Origin of the sequence: Kribbella pratensis (genome assembly GCF_004365355.1) — a bacterium.
In the GTDB taxonomy this organism is placed as follows: Bacteria; Actinomycetota; Actinomycetes; order Propionibacteriales; family Kribbellaceae; genus Kribbella.
Window position 1 is genome coordinate 827,717 of record NZ_SODP01000002.1, and the last position, 22,056, is coordinate 849,772.

Below are 22,056 nucleotides of genomic sequence, written 5' to 3' on the forward strand. Positions count from 1 at the left end.
GATTGCTCTCCGTGTCAGGGAAGGAGTGCCTGATGACGAACTCGGTCCGCTCGCTCAAATGCGTTGCCCGGCCGGTGGCAGCGCGTCACCCTGAGGTATGCGATTCCCCGAGGACGTCCCGGTTCTGACCGACGGAGTAGTGACGTTGCGTGCCCACACCGTCGACGATATCGAGCCCGCCTACCGGATGTGCCAGGACCCGGTCATGCAGGAGTGGACCACGATCCCGGTCCCGTACCTGCGCGAGCACGCGGTCAGCTTCCTGACCGACGTGGTCCCGAACGGCTGGCGCACGAACACGATGTGGGCCTGGGCGATCGAGTACGAAGGCCGGTACGCCGGGACGATCGATCTCGGTGACGGCGAGGGTGGCGTCGGGGAGGTCGGGTTCGCGCTGTCGCCGGACGTCCGCGGCAACGGGGTGATGACGCGGGCGCTGAAGCTCGCGGTGCGCCACGCGTTCGACGGTCTCGGCTGGGAGCGGGTGATCTGGCGGGCGTTCGTCGGGAACTACGCCAGCCGCCGGGTCGCCTGGAAGGCCGGCTTCCGCGGGCTCGTCCGCGTGCAGGGTGGCGGCCGCGCGCGGGGCGTCCGGAAGGACGAGTGGGTCGCGACGCTCGGCCGCGAGGACGAGCTCGAGCCGCAGGGCAACTGGTGGTCCGTGCCGATGTTCGAAGGCGGCGGCATCCGGTTGCGCGGACTGCGGGACTCGGACGCGCAACGCGTCCAGGAGGCGTGCAGCGACGAGCGGACGCAGTACTGGCTGGCCGGCATGCCGTCGCCGTACCGGCTGGAGGACGCCGAGGGGTTCATCAAGACCCGGCTGCACCTGATGGCCGGCGGTGAAGGCGTCGCCTGGGCGATCGCCGATCTCGCGAGCGACGAACTGCTCGGCAACGTCAGCATCTTCGATCTGAACGACCGGATCGACCGGACCGTGGGCGAGATCGGGTACTGGATGCACCCGGACGCGCGCGGTCGCAAGGTGATGACGTCGGCGGTCGAGCTGCTGATCCCGCACGCGTTCAAGCCTGTCGCGGAAGGCGGTCTCGGCCGCCGCCGGCTGGTGCTGAAGGCTGCCGAGGGCAACAGCGCGTCCGCGCACGTTGCCGAGGCCAACGGATTCACCCACGTCGGCACCGAGCGCGCGGCCAGCCCGCGCCGCGACGGCAACTACGACAACCTGCTCACCTTCGACCTGCTCGCCGACGAGTACGCCGCCCGCTGACCCCCTCCCGCCCCCTGCTCACCGCCCCGCCCCTGCCCACCGCCCCCTGCCCGCCGCCTTGGCCGTCTCAGGGGTCAACCCCTGAGCTGGTCGGTTGCGCCCCCAGAATCTCGGGGGCCAACCGGCCGTCTCAGGGGTTGACCCCTCAGACGTTCAGGGCGTAATGGTGACAGGCTGCAGGCGGAAATTCACGGCCAGTTGGTGACAAGCGACACCAGTTCCCCTCGCCGTGGCGGGTGCGGGCTGCTTGAATCGACAGGTGAGAGATCGTGAGGAGCTCGTCCGCCGCTGGCAGGCCGGGTGGTCCGTCTCGCGGGGCTGGACCACAGTGGAGGACGACAACGACGGCATCTTGATCGTCCGTGCGGGTGAGGAGAGCCGGCCGACGGAGTACGTCGTACTGGATGCCGACGACAAACCGGAACGTGTGGAGCGTGCTGCCCAGCTGGCCTCGGCCGACGGCGGCGGGCGCGGCGCGGGCTGGATCACCCTGGCCACCGATGACAAGGAAGCCCGGATCGAGCAGCTGGAGGACCTCGGGCTCGAGGTCCAGCAGGACCAGGACTGGCTGATGACGATCCAGCTCTCGGAGCAGCCGGCGTTGAAGCTGCACGAGCGATACGCGCTGCACACCGAACTCGAGGACGACCTGATCATCACCCGCGCCACCTTGCACGGCGGAGTGGTGTCGAGCGGGCGGATGGCGGTCGTCGGCGAGGACGCGGTCGCCGACCGGATCGAGACCGACCCGGCCCATCGGCGCCGCGGGCTCGGCAGCGCGGTGATGGCGTCGCTGGTCGAAGCGGCCGCCGCGAAGGGCGCCAAACGCGGCATCCTGATCGCCTCGATCGACGGCCTGCGCCTGTACCGGAGCCTGGGCTGGAAGGTCATCGCCGACATCGTCATCGCCCGCTCAACCGTTTGAAACGACCGCGATAGTCAAAGGTTCGTCAAGGGCGGGGCTCGAGAGGGTCGGTAAACGCGCGCCTGGGCAAGGGTGCTCACCATGACGAACCACAAACGGTCGCTTGGTAGCGGTGTGGCCGGTCCTCTCATCGCGTCGCTGTCTGCTCTGGTCCTGCTGGTCGGCGTCGGGTGGTTCGTCGTACGTCAGACCGGTAGCAGCAAACCGACGAGCCAGGAGAGCCCGATCACGTCCGTCGCGCCGGCCGGCGACGACGCCCCCAAGGCGACTCCGTCCCGTACGACGAGCCCGTCGTACACCCCTCGTCGTACGACGCCGACACCCACGCCCACGCCGACGCGCGCCACCACGACGACGCCGACCCCGAAGCCGACCCGGTCGACCACGGCGCCGAGCCGGAGCAGCACACGTACGCCGACTCCGAGGCCGACGAAGACGACGTCCAAGCCGACGCCGAAGCCGAGTCACACCGCGACCCCGAGGCCGACGGCAACCACCAAGCCCAGCGGTGGAGCCGAGGCACAGGTGCTTGCCCTGACCAACCAGGAGCGGGCCAAGGCCGGCTGCGGACCGCTGCGGATGAACAGCGCGCTGACCAAGGCCGCCGAGGGACACGCCGCCGACATGGTCGACCAGCACTACTTCGCGCACGACAGCCTGGACGGCCGCAGCCCGTTCGACCGGATGAAGGCGGCCGGGTTCACGGGCGGTGCGATGGCCGAGAACATTGCCGTCGGCTACTCGAGCCCGTCCGCGGTCGTCACCGGCTGGATGAACAGCCCCGGCCACCGCGCGAACATCCTCAACTGCACCTACACGATGATCGGGATCGGGTACGACAGCGGCCAGGTGAAGCCGGACTGGGGCAACGGAAGCTGGGTGCAGGACTTCGGCGGATGACCGGCGGGTCAGGACCTGTTCGTTAATCGTTGCCCAGGGAACCTTCGGGAATCGTTAAGAGGCGTCGCCGACCTGTAACGATGACCTCGCGGGTCCGTTAAGGTTCCTGTTCGGTAACCAGGGGGGACCTGGCTGGACCAACGGGGAACGACGCGACACTCGGTACGACGAAAAATGAAGAGGATTCGCCCATCCCATGACGGATTCGCCTACCCCCCGGCGGCACCGCGGCAGTAGACGAGCTCCCCGGCGGAGCCGTGGCCTGGTCGCCCCTGTCGTCAGCGCGTTGTCGGTGCTGCTCGCGATCGGCCCGGTCGTCTGGCTGATGTCCCACGACCACTCGCGGACCGACGGCGCTGCCAAGGTCCTGAACGTCTCCGAGGACACTCGCATCGACGGCGGATCGAGCGACAACGCCGGTACGCCGCTCGTCACGATCACCAAGACGTTGCCGAACGGTCGCACCACCACGGCCGTCGTCGGTACGCCGGCGCTCGGTCCGGGTGCGACTTCGTCGTCCACGTCGGCGACTCCGACGAGTCCCGGCACGCCGAGTGACACGCCCACCGGCGTACTCACGACTCCGACCGCTCCGACGGTCGGCGTGACGACCGTGACCGTTCCACCGAGCTCGCCGGGCAGTACGCGGACGACCAGCGGTGGCGGACGGCCGAAGCCGACGTACCCGACGAAGACCGCGAGTACGACGCCGGAGCCGACCAAGACGCGGACCACCGAGCCGACGGACACTCCTCCGCCACCGCCGAGTGGTGGCGGCACGAGTACGCAGGAGCGGCAGGTCCTCGATTACACGAACCAGATCCGTCAGCAGCAGGGCTGCGGTCCGCTCCGGCTGGACAGCGCACTCGTCGAGGCGGCCGGGGAGCATGCGTCGGACATGGTCCGGCGGCACTACATGGATCACACCAACCCCGACGGTCAGGACCCCGGCGACCGGATGGCGGCTGCCGGGTACCGCGGGTCGAGCTGGGGCGAGAACATCGCGGCCGGCTACGACAGCGCCCAGAAGGTGGTCGCGGCCTGGATGCAGAGCGACGGCCACCGCAAGAACATCCTCAACTGCCGGTTCAACAGGATCGGCATCGGCTACGACCCGGGGCAGGTCAAGTCCAGCTACGGACCGGGCAGCTGGGTCCAGGACTTCGGCCGGAGCTGAGGCCGTTGTGGTTGTCATTGTGTGGAGATCACCGAGTGCGGGCGAGACGTTGTCTCAGGCCCACAATGTCCGGCCGGTTCACGGCCGGTCGCCGCGGGTAGATCCGACCTTGTCATGTCGCCGGACGTTCCTGGGGGGCTCCGGTGAGACGGCTGATGAGGCACGTCTTGGGGGCGCGACTTTGAGAGGAACAACGACCTGATGTCCGAGTCCGGAAACGGCCGGTACAAACCACGCAGGAAGGCGACCCGAGCCGCGTCACGCTCGTCGCGCTCCGGCAACCGGTCCACCCCGCCCGCGGAATCCACCCCGCCCGCACCACCCGAACCGCCGCGGTACGCGCCGCGCTCCAGCGACGAGTCCCCGTTCTGGGCCACGGCGCAAAACGCTGGTGCCTCCAACGAAAACCCGTTCTGGGCCGGAAGCAACCAGTCCCGCCCCGCAACCCCCCAGTACGCGCCCCGCGGCGCCCTCCCCAGCTACACCGCCCCCGAAAACCCAACCTCCGGCCTACCCACGCGCCCGTCCGCCGAGGAGCCGGGCTCCTACGGCTCAGCCGCTTCCGGCGACTCGTACGGGTCCGCTGCTTCCGGTGACTCGTACAGGTCGTCTGCTTCCGGTGACTCGTACAGGCCGGCCGCTTCCGGCGACTCGTACGCGTCCTCCGGCGGGCGGCGTCCTGCTGGTACTCCGTCGTGGGTTTCGCAGCCGATCGCCGGCGCAGAACCCGAGGCCCCTACCCGCGCCCGCCGCGCCGCCCGTCGCGCGGAAACCCCGGAACCAACCAAGCGCACCACCCTGGCCGAAACCGCAGGCACCTGGTCCACCCGCCAAGCCACCGACGACTGGGCGTCACTAGCCACAAGCACCCCTGAGACCCCGTCCCAACCCACCCCAGCCGCAGCAGCCGCCGACGCCCTCGCCGCCACCGGCCGCACCACCCGAGCCACCCGCACGCCGGCGCGCTCTGACGCCGCAGACGCGGCGGGCTTCGGATCCGCAGGTGCTGCTGACCTCCGGTCAGCTCGTGCAGGATCGACGGGTGCGACCGGCGCTGGTGCTGCTGGTTTCGGGTCGGCGCACGCTGACTCCGCGAGCGCGGCCGGGGCTGCTGGCGCTGCTGCTGACCTCCGGTCAGCTGCTGCCGGCACGACTGCCGCGACCGGCGCGGGTGCTGCCGGGTTTGGGTCGGCTCGCGCTGACGCCGCGAGCGCGGCTGGCTTCGGGTCCCCAGGTGCTGCTGACCTCTGGTCAGCTGCTGGCGGCTCGACGGGCGCGACCGGCGCTGCCGGGTTTGGGTCGGTTCGCGCTGACCACGCCGGGGCTGCCGGTGCTGGGGCTGCTGGCTTCGGGGCCGCGAGTGGTGCTGACTTCCGGTCAGCCGGTGCGGGCTCGGCTGGTGCGGGCTCGGCTGGTGCTGGTGCAGACGGTGATAGGTCGGCTGGGGCTGCCCGCGGTGCTGCTGGTCGTGGTGCCGGCGGTGCGGGTGCTGCTGGTGGGCGTGGGAGTTCGGGGCCGGGGGGTACTGGGCCCGGGCGGGGTTCTCGGCGGGCTGGAGATGGGAAGCGGGGGGCTCGGGGGCGGCGGTCGGTTATTGCTGTGGCTTCTGTGTTGCTGGTGATTACGCCGATCTCGTGGATCTTGTTGCATCAGCCGCAGAACGACGACGCGGATGCTTCAGTGCCGATCGTCACGCGGACCGACGACACGTACATCACCCCGACCACCAAGGCTGCCGTCGCGACCCCGACGACGCGGCCGACGGTCACGCCGACGGCGACGCCGACAAGCTCGCCGACGGTCACCCCGACCACCAGTCCCACGGCGAACCCGACAGACACGCCGACGGACTCCACCTCCCCGACCACAGTGCCGTCGGAGTCCCCGAGCACTACCGAGCCGACCGACTCCCCCACCTCGGAGAAGGCAACCAGCGCGCCGACCTCACCAGGTCGCACGGTCTCCACCAGCCGCCCGACCCAGACCCCGACGACGACCCCGCCCCCGCCGCCCCCTCCGGCGCGCGACGGCGGCATGGACGCCAACGAGTCGCAACTGTTCGACATGATCGACAGCGCCCGCAAGAACAGCGGCTGTCAGCCGCTCGAGCAGGACCCGGATCTGACGGACAGCGCCCGCTCGGACGCCAGCAGCCGCGCCAAGTCCGGCGCGACGAACAGCAGCGGCTCCTCGAAGTCGACCGCCGGCGGCGACAACTGGAGCGCGCAGCAGGCATACGACCAGATGATGGCCCAGAGCCGCAGCACGATCCTGAACTGCGGCCTGACCACTCTCGGCGTCGGCCGCAAGGGGTACGCGCACTGCACGGCGATCAACCTGCTCGGCTTGTGCATCGGCTCGAAGCCGACGCGGTACGCCTGGGTGGCGGACTTCTCGTAGTAACTGCGGCACGAATCCTGCTGGTTGGTGTGATCATGGTTGGGCGACCTGGTCCACCAACCTGCGGGAGGCTGGATGTTCTCCGAGCGTGACGACGTGGATTCGGCCGGGCCGGCGCACTACGGGATTCATCCGGACGCGTTCGCGGAGGAGCGGCCCGACCCGCGCCCGGAGGAGGCCAAGCGGATGGGGCTGAGCCGGCACACCGAGGAAGGCGCCGTGCTGTACTTCGCCTCGTCGCTCGACCGCGGCAAGACCGGGCACCGGATGATGGCCTGGATCCTGCTCGTCACTTTCGCCGCGCCGGTCGTCTACATCCTGCTCGTGCTGCTGTAGAACTCCTGCCGATGCCGCTGCGGCGTCGTCCCCAGTAGCGCGTGGAAGTGGTGACGCAACGCATCGCTGCTCCCGAACCCGCTCGAAGCCGCCACCCGTTCGACCGGCAGATCGGTTGTCTCCAGCAACAGCCGGGCCCGGTCCAGCCGTTGCCGCAGCAGCCACGCCTGCCCCGAGCTCCCGGTCCGCGCCCGGAACTGCCGGGTGAACGTACGCCGCGAGAGCGCCACCGCCCCGGCCCACTCGTCCAGCGACACGGGCTGATCGAGCCGCGCCCGCGCCCACACCATCGCCTTCTCGATCACGTCGTCGCTCGGATCCGGCGGCACTGGCACCGGGATGTACTGCGCCTGCGACCCGCTCCGATGCGGCGCCACGACGATGTCGCGGGCAACCTTCTCGGCCTCCTCGACCCCGTGATGCACGCGTACCAGGTGCAAACAGCAGTCGAGGGATGCCGCCGTACCGGCCGAGGTGATCACGTCGCCGAGATCCGACCACAGCACGTCCGCGCGCACAGCCAACTCCGGATGCTGTACGCGCAATTCGTCAGCCCACCGCCAATGCGTCACCACCTCGCGCCCCGCCGCGATCCCGCTCTCCGCCACCAGGAACGCCCCGATGCACAACCCCACCACGGTCGCCCCGCGCGCATGCGCCCGCCGGACTGCATCCAGCAGTACGTCGGACGCCTGCCGGCCGGGCTCCCAACTCGGTAGCACGACGACATCGGCCCGCTCCATCACCTCGAGCCCGTGATCCACGCTGATCCCGAACCCCGCGTTGGTCCGCATCGACCCCGGCGTCTCAGCACAGACGAGTACGTCGTACTGCGACGTCCGACCGCGCCGTTCGCCCAGCACCAGGCAGGGGACGGACAGGTGGAACGGGCTCATCCCGTCGTACGCGAGCACCGCGACAGTACGCATAGGACGCATGGGACCAGTATGGCCCGATCTTCGGTAACTATGGCTCCCGGGCCAATGGCCGGACGGCTCGCCGCGACGGAGGATCGTGGTCATGGAGATCACGCACATCGGCGGCCCGACCGCCGTACTGAACCTCGGTGGCCTGACGTTCCTGATCGACCCCGCCTTCGACGAACCCCGCGATTACCAGCTGCCGGGACGGGTGATGACCAAGCTGATCGGACCGGCGATCCCGGCCGAAAAGCTCGGTCCGATCGATGTCGCGCTCGTCTCGCACGACGAGCACAAGGACAACCTCGACGACGCCGGCCGCGCACTGCTGGCGACCATCCCGACCGTCCTTTCGACCCCGGGCGCGGCCACTCGGATCGAAGGCGTCCGCGGCCTGGAGAACTGGGAGTCGGTCGACCTGCCCCGACCGGACGGCGGCGTCATCACGGTGACCGGCGTACCGGCGCTGCACGGCCCAGAAGGTGCTGAGAAGGTGCTCGGCGTCGTGACCGGGTTCGTCCTGCAGGGCGAAGGACTGCAAACCGTGTACGTCGCCGGCGACAACGCGTCGCTCGGTCTGGTGAAAGAGATCGCCGACCGCTTCCAGCCGATCGATGTCGCGGTCCTGTTCGCGGGCGCCGCACGGACCGCGCTCCTCGATGGAGCCAACCTCACGCTGACCTCCGCCGACGCGGTGCAGGCAGCGCGACTGCTCGGTACGGCGACGATCGTCCCGGTCCACACCGAGGGCTGGGCGCACTTCACCGAGGGGCCCGATCAGCTCGTCTCCGCGTTCCGGGAGGCCGGGCTGGAGGATCGCTTGAAGGTGCTCGAGCACGGGGTCGCGACACCCGTTGGTTGAGCCCTTGACGAGCACGGAGCGTAACGACTAGCGTGTGCGACCGCCGGGGGGAACCGGCAGCTGTGTTCACCGGGCCGGGGGGAGATCGGCCCACTGCCGAAGGGGAAATTCCAGTGTTCGTACGACGCTTCCGCACGCTCTTTTCCGCCGCGACGGCCGCGGTGGTGCTGGCCGGTACGGCGGTCCTCGCGCCGCTGACGGCCGACGCGGCGATCACCGCCGTACTCAGCGGGATCCAGTACGACCCGCCGGGCGCGGACGTCCGCACCAACGCCCAGATCAACAACGAGTTCTTCACTGTCCGCAACATCAGCACCCGGCCGATCAACCTGTCGGGCTTCCGGGTCGCGGACGTGGCCAACCACGTGTTCGTGTTCCCGCGCGGCTACGTCCTGCCGGGCCGGTCGACGGTCATCGTTCGCACCGGCAAGAACCGCAACCGGGCGCTGACGCTGTACTGGAACCAGAGCTGGTACGTCTGGAACAACACCGGCGACACCGCCCGCTTCCAGACCCCGGCCGGGAAGACGTTCGACACCTGCACCTACAAGGCCGTCACCGGCCGCTCGCGGGTCGGCTGCTAGGGCGTGGCTCGCGTGGGGCCGGGAGCCGCGCCCTAGTCCTGAGCCGGATCGGTGCCGTCCGGGATCCACTCCCGGACGGCGATCTCGTCGCCGACCCGAATGGCGCCTCCGGCAAGTACTGCGGCCTTCACGCCGAAGCTGACGCCACCGCCGTACGCCGGTTCGCGCCGGTACGTCGCCAGCGTTCTCGTCGGCTCCGGACCGGACTTGGCGCCGGTCCCCTGATCGACGGTCGGAACCGCACACCGGATGCCTCGCGCCGAGTAGCCGATCTCGACCGCGCCGGCCGCCATCCGCAAGACCTTGTCCTCGGTGTGCGGCTCCGGCCAGCCGGACACGACGATGTTCGGCCGGAAGCGATTCATCGGAATTGCGTCGCCGCCGTGCTCGACGATGCGCGCATTGAGGCCGTCGAGTGACGACAGCGACGTGATCATCAGCGCGTGCGCGTCGCCGTACCCGGTGAGGCCGCGATGCGCGCCCCAGCCGGGCCGTTCGTGTTCAGGTGTGACGCGGACGAGCGCGGCCGGTGTACCGAGGCGGGCCGTGAACCATTCGTCCGCGGCCGGGTCCTGGACGACGCCCTGGCCGAACCACTTGCCGAACAGGCTGACGTCGCGCCGCTTGCCGTCGTACTGGATCGCCAGCTCGAGATCGGGCGCATCGGGGGCGGCCAGCCGGAGCCGGTCGCCGGCCGGCTCGGCGCGGAGGGTCGCCATTGCGGGGAGCTTGCGTTGGCTGAGGAAGCTGCCGTCCGGCTCGACGAGCATGAACAGCCGGTCGTTCACGAGGCCGGTCGGACCGACCTCAGCTGATTCGACGGGGATCCCGGCGAGGCCTTTCACCGGGTAGTAGGCCAGGGCGGCAACCTTCGCGACAGTCACGTGGTCCAGCGTAACTGTCGCTTGCTCTGTTGAAACGTGTTGAGTTATGTTTGAACACGTGGAGGATGTCGAGTCATTCGCGGGTGCGTTGCAGCGGGTACGACGTCACGCCGGGCTGAGCTACCGGCAACTGGCGGACCGCGCGCACTACTCCCATCCACACCTGATCCGCGCGACGAGCGGCAAGCAGCTGCCGACGTGGGAGGTCGCCCACGCGTTCCTGACCGGGTGCGGTGTGCCCGCCGACCTGCTGCCGGTCTGGCGCCGGCGGTGGGAGGAAGCAAGCCGCGATCCGCGCGACATCGTCGGGTTGCTGGAGAGCGCCGAGGACCTGGAGAACCTGGGTGCTGCTGTCGCAGCGCTCGTCCGGCCGCGGTCGTTGCGAGCGCTGGAGCAGGAGACGGGTATCCCGCGGACCACGATCCAGGCATGGTTGCGAGGCTCCCGCCTGGCGAGGCCGGACCGGCTCGATCACCTGGTCCGCTCGGTCGGCGCAACGCCGGCCGAGCGAGCAGCGGTAGCCGACGCCGTCCAGCGCCTCAGCCCCGGCCCGGAGCAGCTCGGCGCCGCCCGGGAAAGGCTCAGCGCAAGCCAGGAGCGGCTCGGTGTCGCTCGAGAGCGGCTCAGCTCCGGAAGGCTGAGGGCGGCGCCTGCGGCGTGACGTAGCCTTCCGCGTCGGTGAGCGGAGCGGCCTTCCCGGCCAGCTCGTCGAGCGGCATCACGTCGTACGGCGGTTGGGCGCGCCGCCCGGCATCCGTCAGCTCGGGAACGGGCTGCCGCGACGCGACCATGATGACGTTGCCGAATCCCTTGCCACGCAGGATCTTCCGCTCCGCGAGCACCACTCCGGCCCCGATCGCGGCCCGCACGGTCGCCGCGGTACGCCGGATGAAGGGCAACCCGGCCTTCCCATCGATCAGATTCGCCACGAGTACGCCGGTCGGTCGCAGCACCCGGGCGCACTCGGCGAAGAACTCCGCGGTCACCAGATTCGCCGGCACGGCCTCATGCTCGAACGCGTCCAGGATCACCACGTCCATCGAGTCGTCGTACACCTCGCCGATCCCGGCCCGGCCCGTGACCGGCCGCACCTTGATGCCCGTCCGCTTCGGCAGCGGAAGCGCCTCGCGGACGAACTCGGTCAGGTCCTCGTCCGGCTCGAGCACGATCTGCCGGGACCGCGGTCGCGTGACGGCGACGTACCGCGGGATGCTCAGCGCGGCCCCGCCGACGTGCAGGACCGCGACCGGCTGACGTCGTGGCGCGAGCGCGTCCACGACGTCGCCGATCCGGCGCATGTACTCGAACGGCAGGTGGGTGGGATCAGCCAGATCGACCTGCGACTGCGGCGACCCGTCGATCCGCAGTACGAACGTGCCGTCGTGCTGCGCTTCCACACTCGCCAGCCCCGAGGCCGTCCGCCGTTCCACCCGCCCATCATTCCAGTCAGCGAGCTTCCTTCTCCTCGGCCACCGCGATGTCGGTGTTGTCGGTGAACAGCCCGTCGATCCCGGTCTTGCGGTACGCCGCGATCTCGGCGAACAGGTTGCCCGAGTCGCTCGCGACGGCCGAGCTGTCGAAGTCGGCAGGCAGGAAGGTGTTCTCGACCCGGAACGTGTACGGGTGCACGACCAGGCCGGCCTTGTGCGCGTCCGCGACGAGGCTGGTCGGCTTGCCCAGCTTGCCGGCCGCGTCGAGCGGGATGATCTGGTCCTTGCTCGGCCCGACACCGTCGGCGTACGGCGCACCGGCCGAGCTGGTCAGCTGGACCAGCGGGACCCGGAGCTGCTTGTCCAGCGCCTTCAGGTTCGACACCTCGAAGGACTGCACGAAGACCTTGGCGTCCGGCCGGTTCAGGCCGTTGCGGTTCAGGGTCTTGATCAGCTCCGGCTCGAGCGGCAGGCCCTGCTGCCGGAAGTACGTCGGGTGCTTGGTCTCGGGGTAGATGCCGATCGGGCGGCCGAGCTCCTTCGACAGGCGCTTGCTGAGGTCGATCACTTCCTGGAAGGTCGGGATCTGGTAGTGCCCGTCGAAGACCGAGTTGTGCTGGCGGACCGCCGGGATCCGCTCCTTGGCGCGCAGCGTCTTGAGCTCGGCCAGCGTGAAGTCTTCGGTGAACCAGCCGGTGGTGGCGACCCCGTCGAGCAGCTTGGTCTTCTTGCGGCCGGCGAACTCCGGGTGATTCGCGACGTCCGTCGTACCGCCGATCTCGGGCTCGTGCCGGGTGACCAGCACGCGGTCCTTGGTGGTGACCAGGTCAGGCTCGATGTAGTCGGCGCCCATCCGCGCGGTACATCAGGGACTTTGCGCCACTCTCGGGCACGGTGTCGGCTCCTCGACGTACGCCGGATGAGCGGTCAGTGAATGATGTATTGGGATGTGAGCTATTCGGTCGCCCCCAGCGTTGGTACCGGCCGCCGGGCTTGCTAGCGTCCGAAGCACACCATCAATGAGTTTCTAGGAGCGTGTCGTGAGCACTACACCGGTGAAGGTGGCCGTTACCGGGGCCGCGGGGAATATCGGATACAGCCTGCTGTTCCGGATCGCGAGCGGGGCCCTGCTCGGGCCGGACACCCCGGTGGAGCTGCGGCTGCTCGAGATCACCCCGGCGCTGAAGGCACTCGAGGGCGTCGTGATGGAGCTCGAGGACTCCGCCTTCCCGGCGCTGGCCGGGATCGAGATCGGCGACGACCCGAACGTGGTCTTCGACGGTGTCAACGTCGCGCTGCTGGTGGGTGCGCGGCCGCGGACCAAGGGGATGGAGCGCGGTGACCTGCTCGAGGCCAACGGCGCGATCTTCACCGTCCAGGGCAAGGCGCTCAACGACCATGCCGCCGACGACGTCCGGATCACCGTCACCGGCAACCCGGCGAACACGAACGCGCTGATCGCGAAGAGCAACGCACCGGACATCCCGGCCGAGCGGTTCTCCGCGCTGACCCGGCTCGACCACAACCGGGCGCTGGCGCAGCTGGCCAAGAAGACCGGCGTGCACGTCACCGACCTGAAGAAGCTGACGATCTGGGGCAACCACTCCGCGACGCAGTACCCGGACATCTTCCACGCCGAGGTGGCCGGCAAGAACGCGGCCGAGGTTGTCAACGACCAGGCCTGGCTGGAGAACGACTTCCTCCCGACCGTGCAGAAGCGCGGCGCCGCGATCATCGAGGCGCGGGGCGCGTCCTCGGCCGCCTCCGCCGCGGCCGCCACCATCGACCACACCCGCGACTGGCTGGCCGGTTCGGCCGACGGTGACTGGCTGTCGATGGCAGTCGTCTCCGACGGTTCGTACGGCGTCGCGGAGGGCCTGATCTCGTCGTTCCCGGTGACCGTCAAGGACGGCAACTGGGAGATCGTGCAGGGCCTGGAGATCAACGACTTCTCCCGCGGCAAGATCGACGCCTCGGTCGCCGAACTCGGCGAGGAGCGCGACGCGGTGAAGGCCCTCGGCCTGATCGGCTGATCACGCCCCGCAGCACACAGAAGGCCCCCGGGACGTCGTCCCGGGGGCCTTCGCCTGTTCTCACCGCATGCTGTACGCGGCGATCACCGTCTGCGTCGTATTGTTCCCGGCCGCGTCCGTCGCGGTCGAACGCAACGAGATCGTCTTGCCGGCAGGCGTCGGGAAGATCGCCTTGCCACCGGCAACCGGTGCCTGCTTCCAGGTCACTCCGCCGTCATCGGAGTACTGGATCTTCACCTGCCTCACTGTGCCCTGCACCGTGAACGGCAGCACGGTGACCGGCTTGCGCGCCATCGTGTTGTTGCCGTCCACCTCCGGCTGATAGCCGACGGTGTAGATCGCGACACCCGGCTGGTCCGCCGATGAGGTGAACGTCGCCTCGACATCCATCCGCGTCGAGAACGGCCAGACCTCCTGCGTGCCGGTCGTGACCAGCTTGTACGACGCCTTGCCCGCCGGCAGGCCGGTCGCGTCGACGAAGCCGAACCGGTCGGAGCCGCCGACCGCGGTCCCGTCCCGGTAGAGCGTCGTACTCCCGGACTTGCCGTCGATGGAGCCGGTGTGACCGTCCGCGTCGGTGAGCGTCTTCAGGTAAACGATCAGCTCCTCCGCGGACCGCTTGGCGGCGTTCACCGACGGCACGAACACACCGCGGCGTTCCACCGCTCCTGGTAGTGCTGCCCGGCCTTGTAGATCACCGGTTTGCCCTCGAGCTGCCACTTCCCGAACGGCACGTCCGAACCGTCGGTGTCCTCCTCGGTGCTGCCGGACCAGCCGTACGGCGTCTGGTCCAGGTAGTAGCGGATCGTCCGCGGCACGTCGAGCCGGATGACTCTCGCCCAGCCGCCGTCCCCGGTCGGCCCGACCGGGAACAGCATCTTGAAGACCCGTGCCTCGGCGGTGGCGTTGACCGTACTGTCGACGGTCGCGAGATCGGATTGCTTCACCTTGCGGTCGAACCCGGTCGGGAAGTCGCCGGGCTGGAAGTTCGCGATCCCGTACAGGTACGGCGTGTTCGTGAAGAGCCCGTCGGCGCCGGGCACACCCCATTGGGACATGACGTGCCCGGTCAGCTCGGACGCGGGGAGCTTCGGACCGGCGTTGTAGGTGAACATCCTCCCCGACAGGAATCCGCCGGCGGAGTACGTGTACACGCCGTCCTTGATCTTCCGGTCGAACCCGATGTCGGAGTTGGCCTGCACCGCGTCGGCCTTCGGCACCGAGGTGGTCACCGGCTTCGCCTTCCGCGCGTCGAGGACGACCGTCTGGTCCGCGGTGAGCTTCACGCTCGGGGCAAGCAGCGTGAAGAAGATCCAGTCCTCCGTCCCGCGCTCGAACTCCTGGAACTGGTTGAGCACGTACTCGCCCTGCGCCAGCCTGAGCGTCACCGTGCCGGTCTCGTCCGGTGAAACCAGGTCGTTCTCACCGTTGTCGACGCCCGTGACGGACACCGGGTAGTCCGGGTCCGGAGCGCCGTTCGGCTTGATCAGCTTGACGGTGAGCGTGTAGGTCGGAGTTTCCTTGTCCACACCCACTGGTACGACGACCGTCTGGCCGCCGCCGGTGGCGGTGATGCGACCGCCGTACAGGCCGTCCGCGCCGCCGAGGCTGGTGTCCGACGTCGCCTGCACGGACGCCGTACCGCCGGCCGGAACGGTCACCGAGTCGGCGCTCAGCTTCAGCGCGCCGGTGGGGGCTGCCGTACCGTCGGGGCCGTTCAGCACCGACGACAGGGACAACGTGACGGCCGCGTCGCCGAGGTTGCGGTAGGTCACCTCACGGGTGACCGGCTCGTCGTCGGTGTGCGGGTACGACGCTTTGCCGAACGACACGCTGCCGGGCTCGGAAACCACGCTCAGCTTGATCGCCGTCGTCAGGTCGATCCGCCCGGCGCCTTGCTGGAAGGACGTCTGATCCGCGGCAACCTTCGCCGAACCCATCAGCGCGGCCTTCAACTCGGCCGGCGTCCAGGACGGGTGCTCCTGCAGCAGGATCGCGGCCGCGCCGGCGGTGTGCGGCGTCGCCATCGACGTACCCGACAGCCGCAGGTACTTGTCGCCGACCGGCTCGCCGATCGACGAGTCCTTCGACTTGGCCGCGACGATGTCCGTACCGGGCGCGGTCACGTCCGGCTTCACCGCACTGTCACCGATCCGCGGGCCCCGGCTGGATTGCAGGTTGAGCTGGTCCTGCTTGGTCACGTTGCCGACGGTCAGCGCCGCATCCGCGCTGCCCGGTGAGGCGATCGTCCCGTCACTCGGCCCTTCGTTGCCAGCAGCAACAACAAACAGCGTGCCTGTCTGTGCGGTCAGCCGGTTCACCGCCTCCTCGAGCGGGTCGAGGTCCGGGGTGTCCGGACCGCCGAGGCTCAGGTTGACGATCTTCGCCTTGACGTCGTTCGCGGCCCAGTCCATGCCGGCGAGGATCGCCGACTCATCGCAGCCCCAGACCTCACAGACCTTGCCGTCGTAGATCCGGGCGTCGGGCGCCACGCCTTTGTATTTCCCGTCCGAGGCAGCGCCGGTGCCGGCGATCGTCGACGCGACATGCGTGCCGTGACCGACCAGATCGTCGGCGGACTCGGTGGTGAAGTTCTTCTCCCCCACGACCTGCGTCGCGAGGTCGGGATGGGTCGCGTCGATGCCGGTGTCGAGCACAGCGACCGACACACTCTCGCCGGTGTACCCGGCCGCCCACGCGACCGGTCCACCGATCTGCGGCACGGACTGGTCCAGCAGCACCTTCCGCTTGCCGTCCAGCCACAGCTTGGTGAATCCGCCGGAGCTCATGAATGTCTTGGCATCCGCCTTGTTCACCTTCATCGCCGCACCGCCGATCGACGGCAACTGGCGGGTGACCCTCGTCCCGGCCGGCACGGCACGCTTCGCGGTCCCGGCGTACGTCGTCAGCACCGGGATCGTGCTCGTCGAGGCGTCGTCGTACTTGTCCCTGACCAGCTCGGCGACATCGAAGAGCCGGCGGTCGATCTTCCCATCGCCGACCGCCTTCGTGACGTCGGCCGGGATCACGTACGAATGATCCTTGGTCCGGTACGTCGTGAAGCCGACGTGCTGCCGGCCCGCTCCCGGTTCGATCGTCGCCTTGGTCAGGTCACCGCCGGGCAGGACGACCCGGTCGCCGGTGATCAGCGTGACGCTGACGTCCTTACCCGACGCGGAACGGGCGGCGGCCGCCGGCCCGGACGGGACCGCGTGAGCGGTTCCTCCCAGCCCGGCGACCAGACCCGCAACCGCCAGTACGGCGATCGCAGGCGTTCCTCTGCGCGTGAATTTCACAGGGCCTCCCCAGAAATCGGTTGTCTGCGCACGGATGTAAACGCGACAACCGATCCCCGGGGTTGCGTACTCAGCCCAACGGATAAGGCCCGATAACGGTCAACGCGATCAGGCAGGTGGAGCGACGGTCGCGTCCGGCTGGCCGGAGGTGGCCAGGGAGGCGGCGATGAAACCGGAAGCCTTGAGGTCCTCGATCACTTCGTGGAGGTAGGCGACGGTGTCGGGGTGCTTCGACCTCGACGTGCCGAGAGCCTGTTGGATCTGCATGAACCGCTCGTCGATCAGGCGGAGGTCGGGATGCTCGGCGACGTACGCCGTGATCGGCTGGCGGATCCCGGCCGCCGCCTCGAGCCCTTCGGCCCGGAACACGTCGACGCCCTCCGCACCGCGGACAACCGTTGCCTTCTGCAACGTTCTGGTCAGGTAGAGGTCGTACGCCGAGCCTTGCTTCACCCCGATCCGCACGCCGTCGGTGTCGACCTCGGCGATCGTGGTGAGCGGTGAATCCCGCGGCACGGCGTACACACCCTCGATGACGACGTACGGCGCGGTGAAGGCGACCTCCTCCGCGCGGGCCGGGTCGATCGCGAGGAAGCAGATGTCCGCCTGCCCGTTCGTCATCGCCTGGAACGACTTCCGCGCCGCGTCGAAACACACCAGCTGCAAGGGCAGGTCGAGGCGTTTCGCGAGCTCCCGCGCGATGTCCACCGTCACGCCGCCGGGCGCGTCCGGCGTACCGTTCGCCAGCACCGGGTTGCCGAGGTTGATGGAGGCTCGCAGTACACCGGTCGGCGCGAGATCCGCCTGCACAGTCGTCATACCCGCGACCTTATCCGTGCCCTATACCCCGGCCGTCGATCGATTGACGGATCCCGTCAGTCATAGTCCCTGACGGCGGCGCGGGCAGCCGCGGTCAGTTCGTCGTCCTTCGACGGCGCGAACACGCTGGTCGTCGGTGTCGGGTTCGCGCGGAGCAGCCGCGTGCGCTGCCAGGTCCGCGGGTGGTCGGCGTCCGTACGGCCGTTCTCCGCCTGATCCAACCGGATCACCCGGACCAGCTCGTGGTCCGGGATCTCCGCCGCGGTACGACGCAGGACGTCGAGCGGATCACTGATCGGGCCGCGGCGGATGGCGCGTTCGAGCGCCCGGTAGCCGGTATCGGCGAGCAGCAGGCGCTCCAGCGACCGCGCGGTCGGTTCCGAGCCGACGAGTTCGGCGATCCGGCGGTCGATCCGGTACTCGCGCCGCTGCCGGCCGGAGAGGTCGAGCCTGCGTAGCAGCCGCCGGTACCCGCGGATCGGCGGCCCGAGAACGGCGTCGGCGATCTGCACGAGCCGGCTGTGCAGAACCTGGTCGTCACTCCCCTGCCCGACCAGGACGACCACTCCCTCCGACGACTTGAGCTTCCCGTTGCCGGCTGAGTCGAGTGCTCCCGGCTGCACGGTCGCGGCGAGCTCGTCGAGGATGTGCTCGGCCGCACCGAGCACGCGATCGTGCATGCCGCGCTGGTCGTCGTACATGGCGTGCGCGAGGACCGCGTAGCGCTCCTGTGGGTTGAGCACGGCCCGGGCCGGCAGGCCGAGTCGCAGTACCCGGCGATACCGCCAACCGATGCGGTCGATGGCGATCCGGGTGTCGGTGGTGACGACGACGCTCTCGAGTTTCGCGGTACCGGTCTGTCCGGCGAGTCGGTCGAGGACGTCGTACAGCTGCGGAGCTTGTTGTCTCGTCACCGCCTGGGCGTTGCCGGGCAGACGGTTGAGGCGGGGGCGGAAGATCGCCGTGATGACGAAGAGGATCGCCGCGAACGGCGCGGCGAACAGCAGCGGCCGGTAGAACCCGAGCAGGGCCAACCCACCAAGCAGACTCGGCAGCGGCACCAGCAGGACCGGCAACGACAGGAGAAAAGCGCCGACCGAGCGCTCCGGGCCGGGGGTCCGCCCGCTGATCAGTGCGTCGGCCAGCTTGCTCTCTCGCTCGACCTCACGACTCGCTTCCACAGGTGGCGCGTCCAGGTTCCAGCTGCAGTGCTGGCACCAGACGGCGTACCGCCGATCCCCCGGAAGTTCCCGCCCGCAGTCCGGGCACCCCACCAAACTTTCCACAGCGCAAGAATGCGGCTTGGCAGGGGGCATCAAGAGTTTTTTGCAGAGACATTGTGTAAGTCGGTGGGCGGTCCTACTGTGTGCGCATCAACTCATCCGATGGGGGTGCAATGAAGCGTCGGAGTGTGGGGCTGCTGGTGGCGGCTGCGATGGTCGTGCCAACGATTGTCGCCGTGCCTGCGGAGGCCCACGGTGACCACAGTGACAAGCGAGTAGTGGGGTACTACACCAACTGGAGTGGGTACGCCCGGAACTACCTGGTCAGCGATCTGGTGAAGACCGGGGCCGCGGCCCGGCTGACCCAGATCAACTACGCGTTCGGCTTCGTCGACGCCCAGGGGAACTGCATCCCCAGTGACGCATGGGCCGACTACCAGCGACCGTTCACCGCCGAGCAGAGCGTGAACGGCCAGGCCGACCAGCCCGGTCAGGTGCTCAACGGCAACCTCAACCAGTTCAAAGAGCTGAAGAAGATGTACCCGAAGCTCCGGATCAGCATCTCGCTCGGCGGCTGGACCGGCTCGGCGCACTTCTCCGACGCAGCGCTCACGCCGGCCTCGCGGGCCGCGCACGTGAAGTCGTGCCTGGACATGTGGCTGAAGGGCAACCTGCCCGGCCTCCCCGCAGGCGCAGCGAAGGGCATCTTCGACGGTGTCGACCTCGACTGGGAATGGCCGGCCAGTGAGGGCAACCCGGGCAACGTGATCCGGCCCGAGGACAAGCAGAACTTCACCGCGCTGGTGCACGAGTACCGCAAGCAGCTCGACAAACTGTCCGGGCGGCCCGGCAAGTACAACCTGACCGCGTTCCTGCCCGCGAACCCGACGATGATCGACAAGGGCTTCGAGGTCCGCAAGCTGTTCAAGGACCTGACCTTCGGTACGACGCAGGGGTACGACTACCACGGCCCGTGGGAGACCCTCACCAACCAGCAGTCGGCGATCGACGGGCCGAAGGGCGATCCGACCACACCGGAGTTCAGCTCGCAGGTCACGATCGACGCGTACCTGTCCCGCGGCGCACCGCGCGACCAACTGGTGATGGGCGTGCCGTTCTACTCCCACGGCTGGACAGGCGTGACGAACGCGAATCACGGTCTGTTCCAGCCGTCGACCGGACCGGCGCCCGCGACGTACGAGGCAGGCACCGAGGACTACGGCCTGCTCAAGGCTCATCTGTCCGACTACACGGTCTACCGCGACAACCGCGCCGGATTCGCCTGGCTGTTCGACGGTACGACGTTCTGGACCTGGGACGACCCGGTCGAGATGGCCCGCAAGGCGAAGTACATCTCGCACCGCGACCTGGGCGGCGCGATGATCTGGTCCCTCGACGGCGATTCAAATGGGGAGCTGATCTCGGCGTTGCACCGTAACCTACGCTGAGTGGATCTGAATGCTCTTCAGGACCGGTTCGGCGCGACCAGCGCCGAACCGGTCGTCGGCGGATGCTCGGGCGCGACCGTCGTCCGACTCGCTCGTGGGCCCAACCACCTCTACTACAAGGCCGGTCCTGGCGCCGGCCTTGAGGCCGACCGGTTGGCCTGGCTCAACGGGACCGGCTTCCCGTGCCCCCAGCTCGTTGACCGCGGCAACAATTGGCTGCTGACCACGGAGCTGGCCGGCCGCGATGCGTCCGATGACTGGCCGGCGGCCGACCGCCCCGCGGTCCTGGCCGCGATGGCCGACGGACTGCGCGCGCTCGACCAGCTGTCCGGCTGCCCGTTCCCGTCACCCTTTCCTGGCTCCGGAGACGCCGTCACGCACGGGGACTATTGCGCCCCCAACGTCTTCATCGACCCCGACACCCTGCGCTTCTGCGGCATCCTCGACCTCGGCCGCCTCGGCACCGGCGACCGCTACCTGGACCTCGCCCTGATGTTCAAGAGCCTCCGCGGCGGCCGCAATCCGCAGTACGGCGGCCTGCCTGCGGCGCGGCGCTTCGTCGAGTTGTACGGCGGGGATCCGGACGACCCGCGCATCGAGCACTACATCACGCTCGACGACACCGGCGACTACATGCCCTGATACGCCCGGCGGTAGGCGCTCGGGGTCGTCTGCAGGGCGGTTTTGAAACGCCTGCGGAGATTGGTCGCCGACGACAGGCCGACCTTGGCGGCAATCGTCTCGACCGGGAGGTCCGTTTCCTCCAGCAGGACACGGGTTCTGGCGATTCGTTGGGCGAGCAGCCACTGGCCGGGTGCCATGCCGAGCTGGTCGGTGAACCGCCGTGCAAGCGTTCGCGGTGAAACGTTGGCCTGGCCGGCGAGGTCCTGGAGCGTGAGCGGCTCGGCAAGGTGATGGGTTGCCCAGTCGAGGAGCTCGCCCAACGACTCGACCGGCGCTTGGTCCTCAGTGCGGTACTGCGTCTGGCCGCCTTCGCGATGCGGCGGCATCACCATCCGCCTCGCGACCCGTGCCGCATGAGCAGCACCGTGATCGCGTCGCACCAGTTGCAGACACAGATCGATCCCGGTCCCCGACCCGCCACTCGTCGCTACGTCACCGTGATCGATGTACAGCACGTCCGGATCTACGTGTACCGCGGGGAACCGGCGTTGCAGCTCATCGGCGTACCGCCAATGCGTCGCGACCCGGCGCGCGTCGAGCAGCCCGGTCGCGGCGAGCGCGTAGGCGCCCGAGCAGATGCTCACCAGACGAGCTCCCCGCCGATGCGCACGCGTGAGTGCTCGCAGCACCCGGGCGCTCGGCTCGCGATTGATCGGCAGCCAACCCGGTACAACGATCGTGTCCGCGCGTTCCAGCGCTCGCAGACCGGACGTGACCACCATGTCGAAACCCTCGGTCGTGCGGACCGGCCCCGGCTCCGCGGTGCACACACCGAACCGGTACGGCGCCTCCCGGAACACGGCCGCCGCGCAGCCGAGCTCGAAGCTCGCCTGCGGTGCGCTGACCAGAGCGACAACCCGGTGCATGGCAAGAAAGTACCTGATCAGGACTATCCAGACACTGGGTC

The 22,056-nt window shown here is 69.0% G+C and carries 24 protein-coding genes; 13 read left to right on the plus strand and 11 right to left on the minus strand.

All coding sequences use genetic code 11. The features are described from left to right. The first annotated feature begins 97 nt into the window (after nt 1-97). The 4 genes from EV653_RS20605 to EV653_RS20620 all read left to right on the plus strand — a co-directional run bounded on the left by EV653_RS20605 (nt 98) and on the right by EV653_RS20620 (nt 4,230). A complete protein-coding gene (locus EV653_RS20605; protein ID WP_134105358.1) occupies nt 98-1,228 on the plus strand; it encodes a GNAT family N-acetyltransferase in 1,131 nt (376 codons plus the stop codon). A 259-nt stretch (nt 1,229-1,487) separates the two neighbouring features. Further along, complete coding sequence (locus tag EV653_RS20610) at nt 1,488-2,153, plus strand: GNAT family N-acetyltransferase (RefSeq protein WP_134105359.1); 666 nt, start codon at nt 1,488-1,490, stop codon at nt 2,151-2,153. Between the two features lie 81 nt (nt 2,154-2,234). Beyond that, a complete protein-coding gene (locus EV653_RS20615; RefSeq protein WP_134105360.1) occupies nt 2,235-3,053 on the plus strand; it encodes a CAP domain-containing protein in 819 nt (272 codons plus the stop codon). 196 nt (nt 3,054-3,249) lie between these two features. After that, complete coding sequence (locus tag EV653_RS20620; protein ID WP_134105361.1) at nt 3,250-4,230, plus strand: CAP domain-containing protein; 981 nt, start codon at nt 3,250-3,252, stop codon at nt 4,228-4,230. A gap of 545 nt (nt 4,231-4,775) precedes the next feature. On the opposite strand, the gene EV653_RS41250 is transcribed toward EV653_RS20620, so the two are convergent. Further along, nucleotides 4,776-5,018 (minus strand): hypothetical protein, encoded by a 243-nt coding sequence (locus tag EV653_RS41250; protein WP_166679449.1) that lies wholly within the window; start codon nt 5,016-5,018, stop codon nt 4,776-4,778. 215 nt (nt 5,019-5,233) lie between these two features. On the opposite strand from EV653_RS41250, the gene EV653_RS41255 reads away from it, so the two are divergent. Then, on the plus strand, nt 5,234-5,851 hold the full coding sequence (locus EV653_RS41255; RefSeq protein ID WP_166679450.1) for a hypothetical protein: 618 nt from the start codon (nt 5,234-5,236) through the stop codon (nt 5,849-5,851). 28 nt (nt 5,852-5,879) lie between these two features. On the opposite strand, the gene EV653_RS42180 is transcribed toward EV653_RS41255, so the two are convergent. After that, entirely contained in the window at nt 5,880-6,266 is a 387-nt protein-coding gene (locus tag EV653_RS42180) for a hypothetical protein (protein WP_238159920.1), read from the minus strand. Between EV653_RS42180 and EV653_RS42185 the strand changes: the two genes are divergently transcribed. Beyond that, the gene (locus EV653_RS42185) at nt 6,265-6,630 is read left to right on the plus strand and encodes a CAP domain-containing protein (protein ID WP_238159921.1); all 366 of its coding nucleotides are present in this window, start codon (nt 6,265-6,267) and stop codon (nt 6,628-6,630) included. The genes EV653_RS42180 and EV653_RS42185 overlap by 2 nt on opposite strands. Before the next feature lie 75 nt (nt 6,631-6,705). Further along, nucleotides 6,706-6,966, plus strand: a complete 261-nt coding sequence (locus EV653_RS20630) for a hypothetical protein (protein WP_134105362.1) — start codon at nt 6,706-6,708, stop codon at nt 6,964-6,966. Here EV653_RS20630 and EV653_RS20635 read toward each other — a convergent pair. Beyond that, on the minus strand, nt 6,942-7,904 hold the full coding sequence (locus EV653_RS20635; protein WP_238159922.1) for a GlxA family transcriptional regulator: 963 nt from the start codon (nt 7,902-7,904) through the stop codon (nt 6,942-6,944). The two genes, EV653_RS20630 and EV653_RS20635, sit on opposite strands and share 25 nt — an antisense overlap. An 82-nt stretch (nt 7,905-7,986) precedes the next feature. On the opposite strand from EV653_RS20635, the gene EV653_RS20640 reads away from it, so the two are divergent. Beyond that, the gene (locus EV653_RS20640; protein WP_134105363.1) at nt 7,987-8,748 is read left to right on the plus strand and encodes an MBL fold metallo-hydrolase; all 762 of its coding nucleotides are present in this window, start codon (nt 7,987-7,989) and stop codon (nt 8,746-8,748) included. Between the two features lie 113 nt (nt 8,749-8,861). After that, nucleotides 8,862-9,332 (plus strand): lamin tail domain-containing protein, encoded by a 471-nt coding sequence (locus EV653_RS20645; protein WP_166679502.1) that lies wholly within the window; start codon nt 8,862-8,864, stop codon nt 9,330-9,332. 32 nt (nt 9,333-9,364) lie between these two features. Here the strand turns inward: EV653_RS20645 and EV653_RS20650 are convergent, their stop codons facing one another. Further along, nucleotides 9,365-10,216, minus strand: a complete 852-nt coding sequence (locus EV653_RS20650) for an MOSC domain-containing protein (protein WP_134105365.1) — start codon at nt 10,214-10,216, stop codon at nt 9,365-9,367. Between the two features lie 58 nt (nt 10,217-10,274). Between EV653_RS20650 and EV653_RS20655 the strand changes: the two genes are divergently transcribed. Next, entirely contained in the window at nt 10,275-10,877 is a 603-nt protein-coding gene (locus tag EV653_RS20655; protein WP_166679503.1) for a helix-turn-helix domain-containing protein, read from the plus strand. Here the strand turns inward: EV653_RS20655 and EV653_RS20660 are convergent. Together EV653_RS20660 and EV653_RS20665 are read right to left on the minus strand one after the other, a co-directional pair. Continuing rightward, complete coding sequence (locus tag EV653_RS20660; RefSeq protein ID WP_134105367.1) at nt 10,840-11,646, minus strand: spermidine synthase; 807 nt, start codon at nt 11,644-11,646, stop codon at nt 10,840-10,842. The genes EV653_RS20655 and EV653_RS20660 overlap by 38 nt on opposite strands. A 16-nt stretch (nt 11,647-11,662) precedes the next feature. Further along, on the minus strand, nt 11,663-12,499 hold the full coding sequence (locus tag EV653_RS20665) for a glycerophosphodiester phosphodiesterase family protein (protein WP_134105368.1): 837 nt from the start codon (nt 12,497-12,499) through the stop codon (nt 11,663-11,665). Nucleotides 12,500-12,686: 187 nt separating this feature from the next. Between EV653_RS20665 and EV653_RS20670 the strand changes: the two genes are divergently transcribed. Continuing rightward, the gene (locus EV653_RS20670) at nt 12,687-13,679 is read left to right on the plus strand and encodes a malate dehydrogenase (protein WP_134105369.1); all 993 of its coding nucleotides are present in this window, start codon (nt 12,687-12,689) and stop codon (nt 13,677-13,679) included. Nucleotides 13,680-13,739: 60 nt separating this feature from the next. Here EV653_RS20670 and EV653_RS20675 read toward each other — a convergent pair whose 3' ends face one another. From EV653_RS20675 to EV653_RS20690, 4 genes are all read right to left on the minus strand, one after another. Continuing rightward, complete coding sequence (locus EV653_RS20675) at nt 13,740-14,342, minus strand: hypothetical protein (RefSeq protein WP_134105370.1); 603 nt, start codon at nt 14,340-14,342, stop codon at nt 13,740-13,742. Then, nucleotides 14,309-16,975 carry a S8 family serine peptidase gene (locus EV653_RS20680; protein WP_134105371.1) on the minus strand — a complete coding sequence of 889 codons (2,667 nt, stop codon included), beginning with the start codon at nt 16,973-16,975 and terminating at the stop codon, nt 14,309-14,311. The genes EV653_RS20675 and EV653_RS20680 overlap by 34 nt, the downstream gene beginning before the upstream one ends. 108 nt (nt 16,976-17,083) lie before the next feature. Then, complete coding sequence (locus EV653_RS20685) at nt 17,084-17,794, minus strand: transporter substrate-binding domain-containing protein (protein WP_134105372.1); 711 nt, start codon at nt 17,792-17,794, stop codon at nt 17,084-17,086. Nucleotides 17,795-17,850: 56 nt separating this feature from the next. After that, nucleotides 17,851-19,080: a M48 family metallopeptidase gene (locus tag EV653_RS20690; RefSeq protein WP_134105373.1), complete on the minus strand. Its 1,230-nt coding sequence runs from the start codon at nt 19,078-19,080 to the stop codon at nt 17,851-17,853. Between the two features lie 110 nt (nt 19,081-19,190). Here EV653_RS20690 and EV653_RS20695 point away from each other — a divergent pair, with 110 nt between their 5' ends. Further along, nucleotides 19,191-20,465, plus strand: a complete 1,275-nt coding sequence (locus tag EV653_RS20695; RefSeq protein WP_134105374.1) for a glycoside hydrolase family 18 protein — start codon at nt 19,191-19,193, stop codon at nt 20,463-20,465. After that, complete coding sequence (locus EV653_RS20700; RefSeq protein ID WP_134105375.1) at nt 20,466-21,107, plus strand: phosphotransferase; 642 nt, start codon at nt 20,466-20,468, stop codon at nt 21,105-21,107. Here EV653_RS20700 and EV653_RS20705 read toward each other — a convergent pair. Then, nucleotides 21,095-22,015, minus strand: coding sequence for a helix-turn-helix domain-containing protein (locus tag EV653_RS20705; RefSeq protein ID WP_134105376.1), 921 nt, complete (start codon nt 22,013-22,015; stop codon nt 21,095-21,097). The two genes, EV653_RS20700 and EV653_RS20705, sit on opposite strands and share 13 nt — an antisense overlap. Nucleotides 22,016-22,056: the final 41 nt, after the last annotated feature.